Source organism: Cupriavidus sp. KB_39 (assembly GCF_052114485.1).
Classification (GTDB): domain Bacteria; phylum Pseudomonadota; class Gammaproteobacteria; order Burkholderiales; family Burkholderiaceae; genus Cupriavidus.
Genome location: NZ_JBFREV010000004.1, coordinates 1 through 15350, shown reverse-complemented (window position 1 = coordinate 15350; position 15350 = coordinate 1). Strand labels below are relative to the sequence as shown.

The window sequence follows — 15350 nt, the reverse complement described above, 5'->3', positions numbered from 1 at the left end:
TCGCGGCTCCGCGAGATTACTTCTTCATCGTGCTCAGCTTGCTGCCGAACTTCTGACGGAACTTCTCGACGCGGCCGGCCGTGTCCATGATCTTCTGGGTGCCGGTGTAGAACGGGTGCGATTCCGACGACACTTCGATCTTGGCCAGCGGGTAGGTCTTGCCGTCGTGTTCGATCGTGTCCTTGGTCTGGATCGTCGAGCGGGTCACGAACTTGAAGTCGTTCGACACGTCGTGGAACAGGACTTCGCGATAATTCGGGTGAATGCCTTCTTTCATGGTGCTTCCTTTCAGGTTGGGTAGCCAGTCCGCTCATGTCTGCCGCGTGCGTGCATCGGATGACGAATGCTTGCGACGAGCGAACCACTTGCCGATAACGGGCAAACCGGGATTATGCCAGAAAGACAAGCGCTTGGACAACAATACGCGCGCGGCTGTGACCATGTCGTCGGGTGTTYGGAAGTGCATTTTGCGTCATTTTTTGGCCGGGTCCTGACGATAGAACGTGGCCAGCGCTTCGTATAGCGTAGACCAATGCCGGCGCAGGCCTTCGGGCTCCACGAAAAATGCCTCGGACGCCACTGCGAAGAACTCGCTGGGCGCCTCGCATCCGTAGGGGTCGATCACCCGCAGCCGGGGCGGCAGCCGCTCGGGGTGGTTCCATGCACTGTCCGGTACGGCCTCGCAGGCATCGGCGAAGGCATCGTACTGGCTCAGGAACGCCTCGGCCCACTGTTCGGCATCGACGCCCGGATGCAGCACGCGCGAGAAGGGCGGCACGCCGTCGGGCTCGCCGTCGAGCATGTCGAGCTTGTGGGCGAACTCGTGGATCACCACGTTGTAGGTGTCCGCCGGCAGCGCGTGGTCGGAATCGAGCCCGGCGCCGGGCGTGCTCACGTCCTGCCAGGACAGGATGACGGGACCATGCTCCCACGCCTCGCCGCTCGCCTCCTCCTCCACGCCGTGCACCAGCCCGATCTCGTCCTCCACGGTGCGCCGGATCAGGAATTCGCCCGGATACAGCACGATGCCGTGCCAGCCGCGATACCACTCGATACCGAGCTTGAGGATCGGCACGCAAGCCTGCACGGCCACGCTGACCACCATCTCATCGGTCAGCGGCAGGTCGTGGGCAGTCGAATATTCCTTGCCGGCGATGAACAGCGTGGCCAGCTCGCGCAGCGCGGCCTGATCCTCGGCGCCGTAGCGCTGCACGTAGGGCAGGGCAGCCACGGTGCGCGTCCAGAGGTCGTCCGGAATGGCGTAGTGCTCGAGCTTGCGGGCGCGTGAGCGCGAGCGCAGGTAGCTGGTCAGTTTGCCGAACATGGGCGGAGGGTCGTCGGATCGATTGGCAGAGACAAAAAAGGCGCACCCAAGGGTACGCCTTTCCTGCCTGATGCACTACCGGGGCGGTTAGCCGCCGCGGCGCATCATGTCGAAGAACTCCGCGTTGTTCTTCGTCGGCTTCATCTTGTCGAGGATGAATTCCATCGCCTGCACTTCGTCCATGTCGGAGATGAACTTGCGCAGGATCCAGATCTTCTGGAGGATTTCCGGCTTGATCAGCAGTTCCTCGCGGCGCGTGCCCGACTTGTTCAGGTTGATGGCCGGGTAGACGCGGCGCTCGGCCAGACGGCGCTCGAGGTGCACTTCCATGTTGCCGGTGCCCTTGAACTCTTCGTAGATCACGTCGTCCATGCGGCTGCCGGTTTCGATCAGCGCCGTGGCGATGATGGTCAGCGAACCGCCTTCTTCCAGGTTACGCGCGGCGCCGAAGAAACGCTTCGGGCGTTGCAGGGCGTTGGCGTCCACACCGCCGGTCAGCACCTTGCCGGAGGCCGGCACCACGGTGTTGTAGGCGCGTGCCAGACGGGTGATGGAGTCCAGCAGGATCACCACGTCGCGCTTCAGTTCCACCAGGCGCTTGGCCTTCTCGATGACCATTTCGGCCACCTGCACGTGACGGATGGCCGGTTCGTCGAAGGTCGACGCCACCACCTCGCCGCGCACCGAGCGCATCATTTCCGTAACTTCTTCCGGGCGCTCGTCGATCAGCAGCACGAACAGGTCAGCTTCCGGATGGTTGTTCGCAATCGCATGCGCGATGTGCTGGAGCATCACGGTCTTGCCCGACTTCGGCGAGGCCACCAGCAGCGCGCGCTGGCCACGGCCGATCGGGGCGATCATGTCGATCACGCGGCCGGTGATGTTCTCTTCGGCGCGGATGTCACGTTCGAGCTGGAGCGGCCGGTTCGGATGCAGCGGCGTCAGGTTCTCGAACATGATGCGGTTCTTCACCGCTTCGGGCGCCTGCCCGTTGACCTTGTCCACCTTGACCAGCGCGAAGTAGCGCTCGCCGTCCTTCGGGGTCCGCACTTCACCTTCGATCGAATCGCCGGTATGGAGATTGAAGCGGCGGATCTGCGAAGGGCTGATGTAGATATCGTCCGTGCTGGCCAGGTACGAGGTTTCCGGCGAGCGGAGGAAGCCGAAGCCGTCGGGGAGGACTTCCAGCGTGCCGTCTCCGTAGATGGTTTCGCCCATCTTGGCGCGCTTCTTCAGGATCGCAAACATCAGTTCCTGTTTGCGCATCCGCTGTGCATTGTCGATCTCGAGCGTTGCCGCCATTTCGAGAAGCGCAGACACGTGAAGCGATTTGAGTTCTGTCAGGTGCATAGACGAGGGGTACAGAAGTGGCCCGGACGGGCGAGACCAAAGGGAAGGGGGAAAGAATGAGCGAACGCTCGGGGAAGTTGTTGATGGCATCTTAGCACAATCCGGCCGGCGCGCCAGAGCTGGCGCACGCGAAGCCGGATCATGCGGTGCCGCAGCCAGCCATGCCGGGCTGGCCGCGGGGTCTGGCGTCAGGCCAGGGCCGGGACGTTGTTCTTCAGGAACGCGGTCAGGTCCGACTTGGACAGGGCGCCAACCTTCTGGGCGACAACCTTGCCTTCCTTGAACAGGATCAACGTGGGAATGCCACGGATGCCGAACTTGGCCGGCACCTGCTGGTTCTCATCCACATTGATCTTGGCGATCTGCACCTTGTCGCCGAAATCGCGTGCCACTTCGTCCAGGATCGGGGCGATCATCTTGCACGGACCGCACCACTCGGCCCAGAAGTCCAGCAGGACGGGCTTGTCGGACTGGAGGACGTCGGCGTCGAACGATGCGTCGCTCACATACTTGATTTGTTCGCTCATGGCGTGAAACCTCTGGGGCTCAGTTGATGTTGAAGGCTGACCGCTACCTTACACGAGAATCCGGCGATCGGTTTGCGATGGCGCCGGAGGCAGTCAGGTCAGACAGGTCGTGCCGTTGATGCCGATATGTTACCAGCTTGCCGAATTTCAATACCCCCTCGGAACGGGGTGCCGACAGGGCCGGGGACAGGTGCAATTGTGCCCCTGCGCGGTAATACCTGCTCAACATTGTGTTAATCGCGGCAAGAGAATCGCTCAATCGGCATCGGGTTATCCAGTACTCAAATGGATTATCTTTGTGCCCGGGGAATTCCCCCAATAAGGGTATCCGGCATGACCTGAAAAGCACTTTGAGAATCCTCCCCATGCCGGCSGACCGGCCGCGCGCGTAGAATGATATGGATTGCCAACCCCGCAGGCACCACAAGGCCACCGACCATGACTGCCGATCCCCGCAAGCCCGATCCCGCCGACGATCTGCCCGACACGCCACCGGACGTGGATCACCTGAGCGACGCCCTGGCGCACCTGAACAGCGCGGTGGAGACCAACAGCATTGCCACTGGCGCGGCCCGTGGGCTCGTCTACAGCGTGATGGAGACGCTCGGCACGCTGGTTGGCGATCCGGACCTGCCCGAGCACGCCCGCTCCGGCTACGAAGGGTTGCTCGAAACTGCCCGCGAGTTGCGTGCGCGGCTGGAGCGCGGTGATCACTGACCCGCGCCCGCCCGGGCTGCCGGGCGGCCCCGGCCAACGCCATCGTATTTCCTTGACTGACTACGCCGTGGCGCCCTGGCGCGCCACGGCCCCGTGCCCCCATTTGCGCCTGACCCGACGTGGTCCGGCGCGCCATCCATGACCCGGCTTTCGTTTTCTCCCGGCCCCGCCTTCCTTGAGCAGGCCGCCACCGCGACGTGGTATTTCCTTGACCATTGCGGACCGGCCGCCGCCGGCGCACACGTGGTCGTGCCCACGGCCGCGCAGATTCCGGGTGTCAGGCTGGCGCTCGACGCCGCCGCGCGCACCGCCGGCACGCCCCGGCTGCTGCCGCGCGTGCTGACGCTGGGCCACTGGCTGCTGGACCTCCCGCCCGACCTGGAAGCCGAGCCCAGGCCGGTGCGCAGCCATGCCGCGCGCCTGCTGGCCGTGCAGCAGGCCATCCGCGAACAGGACTGGCTGCGCCGCGCGTTCGGCGCCCAGACCGAGGGCGCCGCCTGGGGGCTGGCGCAAACGCTGCTGTCGATCAGCGACGAACTGAGCGCGCGCTGGCTGGAGGACGCCGCCGTCCGCGACGATGACGATATCGATGGCGAGGATCGCGCCGCGCTGCTCCAGGGCGCGTTGCAACGCACCTATGCGCACCTGTCGGAACAATTTCTTGGTCAGGAGGCGCAGATTGTTCTGGCGTTCTGGCAGATGCTTTCCGGTCCGGACGATCCGCTGCCAGCCCGGCGCCGCGCCCTGCAGCGGCTGGCGCAGCAGGTGGCCGGCCCAGTGGTGTGGATTGGCCCGACGCCGCCCGAACCCGTCGAGGCCCGCTTCCTCGCCCAGGCTGGCGAGCAGGTGCCGACGCTCGAAGTGGGCTACGACTGGTCCGGCGGCGCGCACGATGCCGAGGCCACGCCCGACTGGTACGGCACGCTGCTGGCACTGTGGCCCGAGGCACGGCGGATCGATGCAGTGGCAGACGAAGACGAATCTGATGCGTCAGACGATTCCCTGACCCGTCAGTCGCAAAATGCATTGCCTGATCAGCTCCCCGAACATCGCCCCCGCATCCGCGTGGTCGGCAGCGCGCGCTTCGAGGACGAGGCGACCGCCGCCGCCGACCAACTCGTGCAATGGCTCAACGAAGGCCGCCGCCACGTCGCGCTGGTCGCGCATGACCGCGTGGTGGCCCGCCGGGCCCGCGCGCTGCTCGCCCGCGCCGGGGCGCCGGTCCGCGACGAAACCGGCTGGAAGCTCTCCACCACGCGGGCGGCCGCCGCGCTGATGCGCTGGTTCGACGTCCTGGCGCGCGATGGCGACACCGCCGCGCTGCTCGACCTGCTCAAGAGCCCGTTCTGCCTGCCCGGCTTTGCCCATCGCGGCGGCGCCATCGCGCTGATGGAACGCCAGATTCGCCGCGAAGCCATCACCGGCGGCTGGGCGCGCCTGCGTCATCTGTTTGCCGAGCGGCGCGCCAACGCCACGCTGGTCGATGCCGAGACGATGGACGCCGACGAGGCCCAGCAAGCCACCCGCGCCGGCGCGCGCGCGTTGATCGCCACGCTGGCCGACGAGGCCGCCGCGTGGCCGCGCGGCCTGGCGCAGAAGCCCCTGACGGTCTGGCTGGCGCGGCTCGACGCCACGCTGGACGCGCTCGATATGCGCACGCCCCTCGCCGCCGACGACGCCGGCCGGCAGATGCTCGACGCCCTCGCGCGGCTGGCCGAGTTGCCCGACGACGAGACCGGCGCCCACGCCACGCTGAGCCAGCAGGAATTCCGCGCGATGCTGTCCGCCTTGCTCGAATCGGTGGCGTACAAGGAGCCGTCCGCGCAGAGTTCGTCCCGCATCACGATCCTGCCGCTGAACGGCGCGCGCATGCGGCGCTTCGACGGCGTGGTGATCGTCGGCTGCGACGATGCGCAACTGCCGTCCAGCGCCGCCGAACTGATGTTCTTCTCGAACCAGATGCGCCGCGAACTGGCGCTCGAAGACCGCGAGGCGCGCTTCGCCCAGCAGGCGCGCGATCTGGCCGAAGTGCTATTGAACAACGACGACGTGGTGATGACCTGGCAGCGCTTCGGGGGGCGGGGCGAGCCGCACCACGTGTCGGGCTGGATCGAGCGACTGTCGGCGTGCTGCGCGCGCGCCGGGGCGCCGATCGAGGCCAGCATCGCCCCGCGCCTGCACGACACCTTCGCCCAGCCCGGCTATATGCCGGTGCCGACCGCCCCCGAGCGCGTGCCCGCCCGCTGGAGCGCGCAGGCGTACAACATGCTGCGGCGCTGCCCGTACCAGTTCTTCGCCGCGCGGATGCTCGGGCTGGCCGGTCTTGAGGCGGTAAATGACGACCTAGAGAAGCGCGATATCGGCAATCTGCTACACCGCGTGCTGCTGCAATACCACGCCGAAATCGCCGAAGCCGACGAACAGGACGCCGCGCGGCGGCTGGCCCGGCTGCGCCAGATTTCCGACACCGTGTTTGGCGCGCTGATGGCCGAGGACGGCAACGCCATCGGCTACTACCGCCGCTGGCTGGAGGTGCTGCCGTCCTATATCGACTGGCAGGCCGCGCGTGAGGCCGAGGGCTGGCTGTGGCGCGCCGGCGAATTCGACGTGAGCGTGGATGTGGCGATGCCGGACGGCTTGCCGCTGCGGCTGGCGGGCCGCATCGACCGGCTCGACAAGGGCCCGGATGGCGCGCACGCGGTGCTCGACTACAAGACGCAGCCGGCCAGCCGCCTGCGCCGCAAGGCCGGCGATGCCGAGGAAGACTGCCAGCTGCCGTTCTACGGCCTGCTGCGCGCCGATGCAGTGGCGGGAAGCTGGGTCGCGCTGGAAGGCGTGAAGCACGGCGGGAAAGACAGCGCCGCCGCCGCGCAGCGCGAAGTGGAACTGCCCGACTTCGCCGCCGCCGTCACGTGGCTGGAGCGCCAGCTGCGCCACGATGTGGGCCGCCTGCGTACCGGCGCCAAGTTGCCGGCCTTCGGTGACGCCGCCGCCTGTACCTATTGCGAAGCCCGCGGCCTGTGCCGCAAGGGCTTCTGGGAATCCACCGCCTTGCCAGATCTGCAGTCATGACCGACGTCCACGCCTACCTTCGCGATGGGCACCCCATCGAAGAGGCCGATTTCACGCGCGCCGCCTGCGACCCCGCCCGCTCGGTGGTGGTGGAGGCGTGCGCCGGCAGCGGCAAGACCTGGCTGCTGGTGGCGCGGCTGGTGCGCTTGCTGCTGGCCGGTGCCGCCCCGCACGAGATTCTGGCGATCACCTTCACGCGCAAGGCCGCCGAGGAGATGCGCGAGCGCCTGCTGGAAGTGCTCTCGCAACTGGCCAGCGGCACCGACGCCGAGGTGCTGGCCGCCCTGACCATGCGTGGCCTGACCCCGGACGCCGCCCGGGCCGCGCTGCCGCGTGCGCGCGGGCTGCACGCGAAGGTGCTCGCCTCGCCGGGGCGCATGGCCATCGATACCTTCCACGGCTGGTTCGGCACGCTGCTGCGTGGCGCACCGCTGGCCTCCGGCATCGTGCCGGGCGCATCGCTGCGGGAAGACGCCCTGCGCATGAAGCGGGAAGCCTGGGCGCCGTTCTGGCGTGCGTTGGCCCAGCCCCAATTCGCCGAATTGCGGGCATCGTACGAACAACTGGTCGATGCCATCGGCGACTTCCAGGCGCGCAGCCTGCTGGACCGCATGTTCCACGCGCGCAGCGAATGGTTTGCGATGCGCGAGGCTGGCGACCCGGCGACGATGCTCGCGGAACACCTCGGCGACGATGCCACGGCGGACGTACTGGTGGAGGCGCTCTGCGAGGGCGAATGGCTCGACGACTGCACGGCCCTCGCAAAACTGCTAGGGCAGGGCGGCAAGACCGAGCACGGCCATGCTGCCCGGATGATCGACGGCCTGACCGCCATCCGCACCTGGCGCGAGGCGGGCGGCGCGCCCGGCGACGCCGCCGCGCAAGCCTTCCACCGCCTGCGATCGGCGTTCTTCACGGCGGCGGGCGAGCCACGTGCGATGCGTCGCACCACGGCGCTGGTCAAGGCCGCGGGCGGCGAGTCCGCCGTGGACGATCTGCTAGCCCGCCATGCCGAACACTGCGCCCGGCTCGACGAGATCGCCGCGCGCCGCTGCGAGGCCGCCGTGCTGGCCATCAACCTCGCGCTGTACCAACTCGGCGATGCCCTGCTCGAGCGCTACCAGCGCTACAAGAACGACCAGCGCGCGATGGATTTTGCGGATCTCGAATGGCTCGCCGCCCGGCTGATGGCCGACGAGGAGACCGCCACCTACCTCCAGGTGCGGCTGGACGCGCGCTACAAGCACCTGTTGCTCGACGAGTTCCAGGACACCAATCCGCTCCAGTGGCGGATCCTGCAGGGCTGGCTGGCCGGCTACCAGGGCCTGGGCGAGAAGCCGACTGTCTTCCTGGTGGGCGATCCAAAGCAGTCGATCTACCGTTTCCGTCGCGCCGACGCCCGCCTGTTCGGCGCGGCGAGCGCCATGCTGCAGGCCGATTTCGGCGCCACCGTGCTGCGGACCAATCGCACGCGGCGTAACCGTCCGGAGGTGCTCGACTGGGTCAACGCCGTGTTCGACCATGCGCGCGCCGAGGGCCGCTATCCGCTGTACGAGACCCAGACCACGGCGCTGCGCGAGCCCGGCGGGCCGGTCTGGCTGCTGCCGCTGGTCGAGGAGCCGGCTGAGGACGAAGCCGAGGTTCCGGCTGACGCCCTATCCCACCGCGACACGCTGACCCAGCCGCGCACGCGGCAGGGCGATTCGCTGCGCTACGAAGAAGGCCGGCGCGTGGCCGCCTGGCTGCACCATGTGCGCGACCACGTGCCCGTGCGGGAAGGCGACACCACGCGGCCTGCCTGCTGGCGGGACATGCACCTGCTGGTGCGCCGCAAGACCCATCTGGCCGATTACGAGCGCGCGCTGCGCGAGGCCGGCATCCCGTGCCTGAGTCCGCGCCGGGGCGGCCTGCTGGCGACGCTGGAGGCGCTCGACATCTCCGCGCTGCTCGCCTTCCTGATGACGCCGGAGTCCGACCTCGACCTCGCGCACGTGCTCAAGAGCCCACTGGTGGGCGCCACCGACGATGACCTGCTGCTGCTGGCCGGCCTGGAAGGCGAGGGCGGCTGGTGGGCGCGCATCCACGCGGTGGGCGTGCCGCCCGAATGTTCCGATGCGCTACGTGGCGGCGTGGCCCGGCTGCGCGCCTGGCTCGCGCTGGCGCCACAGCGACCCGTGCATGACCTGATCGACCATATCTATGATGCGGGCGAGGTGCGCCGCCGCTACGCCGAGGCCGCGCCAGCCGCCATCCGCGAGCAGGTGCTGGCCAATCTCGACGCCTTCCTGAAGCTGTCGCTGGACCTCGATGGCGGTCGTTATCCGAGCTTGCCGAAGTTTATCGACGAGTTGCAGGAAATTCGGCGCGGCGACGAGGACGAGAGCCCCGACGAGGGCGGCATGGGCGAAGGCGTGGAGGACGGCGAGGCGGAGCCGGAAGATGACGGCGAAAGCCAGCTTGATGCGGTGCATATCCTGACCGTTCACGCCGCCAAGGGGCTCGAGGCCCCCTTCGTGGTGCTGCTCGACGCGAACCACAGCGACCCGGCGGCGGACCGTGGCGGCATTCTGGTTGACTGGCCGCCTGAGTCGCCGGTGCCCCGGCATTTCTCGGCCTACGGCAAGCGCAGCGAGCGCGGCCGGGCCCGCCAGCCCCTGTTCGAGGCCGAAGCGGCGCTGGCCGAGCGCGAGAACTGGAATCTGCTCTATGTGGCGATGACGCGCGCCCAACAGGGTTTGCTGGTGAGCGGCGTGAAGGGCCGTGCGAGCAAGGCCGAGAAAGAGGGCGCGGCGGCCGAGATCGCGGGTAGCTGGTACGTGCGACTGGCGGCGGCAGGCGTGGGCGAAGCGGTGGACGGCTACCCGGAAACCGAAGCTGCCCCAGGCGATGCCGCGCTGACGCCAGTGAGCGAGCGCGTGCGCTACGCGGACTTCCGCCTGCGCTATCGCGACGCGGCGCCACTCCCGCAAATTGACGAATTCGACGAGTTCGACGACAAAGACCAGGAAGAAACGGTGGTGTTCGACGCCGCAGCGGCGGCCCATGGCGAACTGGTCCACGCCTTGCTGGAACGGGTGACGCGCTATCCGGAAGCCTTCGGCGCCTTGCCGGACGTGCCCACGGTCATGCGCTGGTTCCCGCTGACCGGCGCCGGGGCGCCGCAGGCGCGCGAACGCTGGCAGGCCCAGGCCGAAGCGGCCGTGGCCGACGTCCGCACGATGCTGACCGCACCGGCGCTGCGCCCGCTGTTCTTCCCCGAAGCGGCGCTATCGTCGCGCAACGAGGTGGAACTGTACGACGGGCGCGGCCGGCTGCTGCGGATCGACCGACTCGTGGAATTCACCGACCGCGTGGTCGTGATCGACTACAAACTGCGTTTGCTGCCGCAGGAACATGCCGCCTATGGCGCCCAACTCGCGCGCTACGTGGCGGCAGTGGGGCCGATGTTCCCCGGCAAGCGCATCGAGGCCGGCGTGGCCACGGCGGCCGGGGAGTGGATCGACGCGGGCAGTTTGCGCGCGCCGGTTCCGGCAATGCAGCAGGGGTCGTTGTTCTGAGCGATTGGGGGCATGCGCCCCCAATCGAAAAATGGGAGCAGAATAGGCGGCATTGCAGGGCGTTGCCGACGCTGTTGCCTGATTGTGCGGGGAGTGTGTGACGTGTAACGCGAACGGCTACGAAGATGTGCCGCGAAGGAATGCAGCAAAAGAATATGGGGGACGAGCCTGACCCTCGGCACTGATGGAAAACGGCTGTGGCTGCTTCGTTCCCGACCTGACCAGGTTGACCGCGCCACCATGCGAGGAGGCCCGTCCGACCGGCATTGTATCGCAACCGGCCGGCGGCGTCCCGAAATTAGTTGGAATACGATTTGTTCTAGCTAGTTTGATCTGACGCAGGCTGTGCGCCGGAGGATCGCTGGCAGCATGGCGGACTGGAAAAATCGTTCCATCTGAATGAGCCAGGACATGAACGCAAACGACCAGATCTTGCGCGGCGCGCTGGCGCCGCAGGACATTTCCACCGAAGTGCTGCTGGAGAAGTACGCCAAGGGCGAGGAAAGCACCATTGCCGATGTGCGTGCCCGCGTGGCGCGTGCGCTGGCGGAGGCCGAGCCGGCCGACCGGCGCGAGATGTGGGGCGCGCGCTTCCTCTGGGCRCTGGAGAACGGCTTCGTGCCGGCGGGGCGGATCAATTCCGCCGCTGGCACGGGTATCCAGGCCACGCTGATCAACTGCTTCGTCCAGCCCGTGGGCGACTCGGTTTCCGAGGCGCGCGACGGCAAGCCCAGCATCTACGCGGCCGTGGCCCAGGCGGCCGAGACCATGCGGCGCGGCGGCGGGGTGGGCTACGACTTCTCGGCCATCCGCCCCGGCGGGGCGCTCGTGCGCGCGACGCACTCGCGCGCGTCCGGGCCGGTGTCGTTCATGAAGGTGTTCGATGCTTCCTGCGCCACCGTGGAGTCCGCCGGCGCCCGGCGTGGCGCGCAGATGGGCGTGCTGCGCTGCGACCACCCCGATATCGAGAGCTTTATCCACGCCAAGGACCAGGGCGACCTCACCAACTTCAATATCTCGATCGGCGTGACCGATGCGTTCATGCAGGCCGTGGAGGCAGATGGCGAGGTGGAACTGGTCCACGAGGCCGAGCCGGGCATGGACATGATCGCCGCCGGCGCCTATCGGCGTGATGACGGCCAGTGGGTCTACCGCCGCGTGCCGGCCCGCCAGCTCTGGGACCAGGTCATGCAGGCCACGTATGACCATGCCGAGCCGGGCATCCTGTTCCTGTCGCGGATCAACGCGGACAACAATCTCTATTACTGCGAGACCATCGAGGCGACCAACCCGTGCGCGGAGCAGCCGCTGCCGTCGTATGGCTGCTGCTGCCTCGGGTCGATCAACCTGACCGGCTTCGTGCGCCAGCCGTTCACGGCCGAGTCCTATTTCGATTTCGAGGCCTTCGCCGAGGTCGTGCGGGTGTCCACGCGCATGCTGGACAACGTGCTGGACGTCACGTTCTGGCCGCTGCCCGAGCAGGAGGCCGAGGCCCGCGCCAAGCGCCGCATCGGCCTGGGCTTCCTGGGGCTGGGGAGCGCGCTGGTGATGCTCGGCCTGCGCTACGACGGCGATGCCGCGCGCGAGCTGGCCGGGCGGATTTCGGAAGCCATGCGCGACCATGCCTACCTGGCATCGGTGGAGCTGGCCGACGAGAAGGGCGCCTTCCCGCTGTTCGAGGCCGACCAATACCTGGCCGGCGGCTTCGTGAGCCGGCTGCCCGAGGCCGTGCGCGACGCCATCCGGGCGCATGGCCTGCGGAACTCGCACCTGCTCTCCATTGCCCCAACGGGCACGATCACGCTGGCATTTGCCGATAACGCGTCRAATGGCATCGAGCCGGCGTTTTCGTGGACCTACAACCGCCGCAAGCGGATGCCGGACGACAGTTACCGATCGTTCGAGGTGGCCGATCACGCCTGGCGACTGTATCGCCACATGGGCGCCGACATGGAGCGGCTGCCGGAGAGCTTCGTCACCGCGCTCCAGATGTCGGCGCTGGACCATATGCGCATGCTGGAGGCGGTGCAGCCCTATATCGACACCAGCATCAGCAAGACCGTCAACGTGCCGGAGGACTATCCGTACGAGGCCTTCCGCAACCTCTACCTGGAGGCCTGGAAGGCCGGCCTGAAGGGGCTGGCGACCTATCGGCCCAACAGCGTGCTGGGCGCCGTGCTCTCGGTCACGCCTGCCACCGCCCCGGCGACGGCCTCCACCGCCACCACGGCCACCCCGGACGACGATCCGCTGACGCGCCCGTTCAACAGCCGGCCGCTCGGAGACCTGGAAGGCGTGACGTCCAAGGTGGAGTATCTGACCTACGAGGGCCACAAGACCGTCTACCTGACCGTGAACTTCATGCGGGTCTCGGGCGTCATCGATGGCAAGCCGGTGACGGTGGAGCGGCCGCTCGAGTTCTTCATGCCGGCGGGCCAGCGCACCGAGGGGCAGCAGTGGATCACCTCGACCATGCGGCTGCTGTCGATGGTGGCGCGCTCCGGCGGCCCGGTGGCCAAGGCACTGGCGGACATGCGCAACGTGGTCTGGGACAAGGGCACGGTCCGATATGGTGCATTGGTGCGCCAGGACGGCACCGAGGTGCCGCGTTTCCATGATTCCGAGGTGGCCGCCATCAGCTACGCGCTCCAGCGCATCCTGATCAAGCGCGGGTTCCTGGACGAGGACGGCGCCCAGGTGCCGGCGGCGGCGCTGGCGGCCCGGCTGGCCGGGCGGGACGCGTTCCAGGCTGGCGAGCCGGCCCTGGCGCTGGCCGGCAACCCGACGCGGCCGGCCCCGGCCGGCCACAACCCCGGCGTGGGCACCGGCAAGCCTTGCCCCGAGTGTGGCGCCCACGCCCTGCACAAGGTGGATGGCTGCGCCAAATGCGCCAATTGTGGCTACGTGGGGGAGTGCGGTTAATCGGCGCCATTCGGGGCGGCGCGTTTTGCTACAATCGCCGCCATGAGTTATCAAGTTCTAGCGCGCAAATGGCGCCCCAGGGATTTCACCACGCTGGTGGGCCAGGAGCACGTGGTCCGCGCGCTCACGCACGCGCTGGAACAGCAGCGGCTGCATCACGCCTACCTGTTCACCGGCACCCGTGGCGTGGGCAAGACCACGCTCTCCCGGATCCTGGCCAAGGCCCTCAACTGCACCGGCATTGACGGGGCGGGCGGCATCACGGCCCAGCCGTGCGGCCAGTGCAAGGCCTGCCAGGAGATCGACAGCGGCCGTTTCGTCGACTACATCGAGATGGACGCGGCGTCCAACCGGGGTGTGGACGAAATGGCGCAACTGCTGGACAAGGCGGTCTACGCGCCGACCGTGGGCCGATTCAAGGTCTACATGATCGACGAAGTCCACATGCTGACCAACCACGCCTTCAACGCGATGCTGAAGACGCTGGAAGAGCCGCCCGGACACGTCAAATTCATCCTCGCCACCACCGATCCGCAGAAGATTCCGGTCACGGTGCTGTCGCGCTGCCTGCAATTCAACCTGAAACAGATGCCGCCGGGGCATATCGTCTCGCATCTGGACCATATCCTGGGCCAGGAAGGCATCGGCCATGACGGCAACGCGCTGCGGCTGCTGGCCCAGGCGGCCCATGGGTCGATGCGCGACGCGCTGTCGCTGACCGACCAGGCCATCGCCTATAGCGCCGGACAGGTCTCCGAGGAGGCCGTGCGCGGCATGCTCGGCGCCATCGACCAGAGCTACCTCGTGCAATTGCTGGACGCGCTGGCAGCCGAGGACGGCGCCGCCATGCTCGGGATTGCCGATGCGATGGCGGACCGCAGCCTGTCGTTCGCCGGCGCGCTGCAGGATCTGGGCTCGTTGCTGCACAAGGTGGCGCTGGCGCAGGCCGTGCCGGCGTCCGTGCAGGACGAATGGCCCGAGGCTGACGAAGTACGGCGGCTGGCTGGCGTGTTCGACGCCCAGGAAGTGCAGCTGTTCTACCAGATTGCCAATATTGGCCGCAACGAACTGGCACTGGCGCCGGACGAGTACGCCGGCTTCACCATGACGCTGCTGCGCATGCTGGCCTTCCGGCCGTCCGCCAGCCCGGCGACGGTGGGCGGGCWGGGCGGTGGCGGCCAGCAGCAAGTTGCCCGACCGCGCCCCGCCGCGCCGGCAGCACCCGCGCCGCGTGTGGCGGCTGCGCCGGTGGCGATGGCCCCGGCTGCTGTTCCGGTTGCTGTGCCCACGCCTGCCGCTGTTTCGGCTCCGGTGGCGCCAGTCGCTCCGGTGCAGGCCGCCGAGCCGGTTCGACCCGCACCCGTGGCACCTTCTGTCCGCGCCGCCGAGCCGGTGACGCCGGTCCGGGCGGAAGCGCCCGCGCCRTCCGCTCCGGCRCCGGTRGCCGATRCCGCCGCGATGTCGCCCGCCAAGGCCGCCTTGCTGGCCGCCCGCCAGGCCACGGCTGGCCGTGGCGGCGCGCGGCCGATGTCGGCGCCCGCTGCGGCGGCAGCGCCGAGCCCGCGTCCTGCTGCCCAGCCGTTGCGTCCGCCTGCGGCGGCGCGYCCGGCCACGGCCGYCACGCCGGCACGGGAAGCGCCGGCTGCACCCGCCGCCCAGCCGCTCAAGCCAGTCCAGACGCCCCAACCGGTGCCATCCGCCCCGGCCGCGAAGTCGGCCAGCGGCGAAGTGCCGCCTTGGGAGGAATTGCCCCCCGATTTGCCGGTGATCGGCCCGTACGACAGCGATCCGGGCTATGACCCGAGCTTCGGCGGCTACGACAGCGGTTTCGAGTCGGACTCGTTCGAACCCGCGCCGCGCGCCAGCCGCGCCGCACCACAG

General features: G+C 68.2%; 9 protein-coding genes and 1 other RNA gene. 5 read left to right on the top strand and 5 right to left on the bottom strand.

Annotated features, from left to right (window positions below; translation table 11 throughout):
• Positions 1 to 16: 16 nt before the first annotated feature.
• From AB4Z27_RS04010 to trxA, 4 genes are all read right to left on the bottom strand, one after another.
• Positions 17 to 277, bottom strand: a complete 261-nt coding sequence (locus tag AB4Z27_RS04010) for a type B 50S ribosomal protein L31 (RefSeq protein ID WP_092289748.1) — start codon at positions 275 to 277, stop codon at positions 17 to 19.
• Between the two features lie 195 nt (positions 278 to 472).
• A complete protein-coding gene (locus AB4Z27_RS04005) occupies positions 473 to 1324 on the bottom strand; it encodes a M90 family metallopeptidase (protein WP_092289746.1) in 852 nt (283 codons plus the stop codon).
• 87 nt (positions 1325 to 1411) lie between these two features.
• Positions 1412 to 2674 carry a transcription termination factor Rho gene (rho, locus tag AB4Z27_RS04000; protein WP_092289745.1) on the bottom strand — a complete coding sequence of 421 codons (1263 nt, stop codon included), beginning with the start codon at positions 2672 to 2674 and terminating at the stop codon, positions 1412 to 1414.
• 188 nt (positions 2675 to 2862) lie between these two features.
• Complete coding sequence (trxA, locus tag AB4Z27_RS03995; protein WP_092289743.1) at positions 2863 to 3201, bottom strand: thioredoxin TrxA; 339 nt, start codon at positions 3199 to 3201, stop codon at positions 2863 to 2865.
• 438 nt (positions 3202 to 3639) lie between these two features.
• On the opposite strand from trxA, the gene AB4Z27_RS03990 reads away from it, so the two are divergent.
• The 3 genes from AB4Z27_RS03990 (at position 3640) to AB4Z27_RS03980 (ending at position 10547) form a co-directional block, all read left to right on the top strand.
• Positions 3640 to 3918, top strand: a complete 279-nt coding sequence (locus tag AB4Z27_RS03990; protein ID WP_092289741.1) for a hypothetical protein — start codon at positions 3640 to 3642, stop codon at positions 3916 to 3918.
• A 138-nt stretch (positions 3919 to 4056) separates the two neighbouring features.
• Positions 4057 to 6990: a PD-(D/E)XK nuclease family protein gene (locus tag AB4Z27_RS03985; RefSeq protein WP_441643939.1), complete on the top strand. Its 2934-nt coding sequence runs from the start codon at positions 4057 to 4059 to the stop codon at positions 6988 to 6990.
• On the top strand, positions 6987 to 10547 hold the full coding sequence (locus tag AB4Z27_RS03980; protein WP_441643938.1) for a UvrD-helicase domain-containing protein: 3561 nt from the start codon (positions 6987 to 6989) through the stop codon (positions 10545 to 10547). Before AB4Z27_RS03985 ends, AB4Z27_RS03980 begins: the two co-directional genes overlap by 4 nt.
• A gap of 158 nt (positions 10548 to 10705) precedes the next feature.
• On the opposite strand, the gene ffs is transcribed toward AB4Z27_RS03980, so the two are convergent.
• An RNA gene (gene ffs / locus AB4Z27_RS03975) (signal recognition particle sRNA small type) lies at positions 10706 to 10804 on the bottom strand.
• Between the two features lie 154 nt (positions 10805 to 10958).
• Here ffs and AB4Z27_RS03970 point away from each other — a divergent pair.
• Positions 10959 to 13469 (top strand): adenosylcobalamin-dependent ribonucleoside-diphosphate reductase, encoded by a 2511-nt coding sequence (locus AB4Z27_RS03970; protein WP_441643937.1) that lies wholly within the window; start codon positions 10959 to 10961, stop codon positions 13467 to 13469.
• A 42-nt stretch (positions 13470 to 13511) separates the two neighbouring features.
• Positions 13512 to 15350, top strand: a 1839-nt coding sequence (locus AB4Z27_RS03965; protein ID WP_441643936.1) for a DNA polymerase III subunit gamma/tau, incomplete at its 3' end; no start/stop codon positions are given.

Bases quoted from the DNA above. Each gene is read 5' to 3' on its own strand.
- AB4Z27_RS03985 (WP_441643939.1), top strand. From the start codon at position 4,057: ATGACCCGGCTTTCGTTTTCTCCCGGCCCCGCCTTCCTTGAGCAGGCC.
- AB4Z27_RS04010 (WP_092289748.1), bottom strand. From the start codon at position 277: ATGAAAGAAGGCATTCACCCGAATTATCGCGAAGTCCTGTTCCACGAC.
- trxA (WP_092289743.1), bottom strand. From the start codon at position 3,201: ATGAGCGAACAAATCAAGTATGTGAGCGACGCATCGTTCGACGCCGAC.
- AB4Z27_RS04005 (WP_092289746.1), bottom strand. From the start codon at position 1,324: ATGTTCGGCAAACTGACCAGCTACCTGCGCTCGCGCTCACGCGCCCGC.
- AB4Z27_RS03990 (WP_092289741.1), top strand. From the start codon at position 3,640: ATGACTGCCGATCCCCGCAAGCCCGATCCCGCCGACGATCTGCCCGAC.
- rho (WP_092289745.1), bottom strand. From the start codon at position 2,674: ATGCACCTGACAGAACTCAAATCGCTTCACGTGTCTGCGCTTCTCGAA.
- AB4Z27_RS03980 (WP_441643938.1), top strand. From the start codon at position 6,987: ATGACCGACGTCCACGCCTACCTTCGCGATGGGCACCCCATCGAAGAG.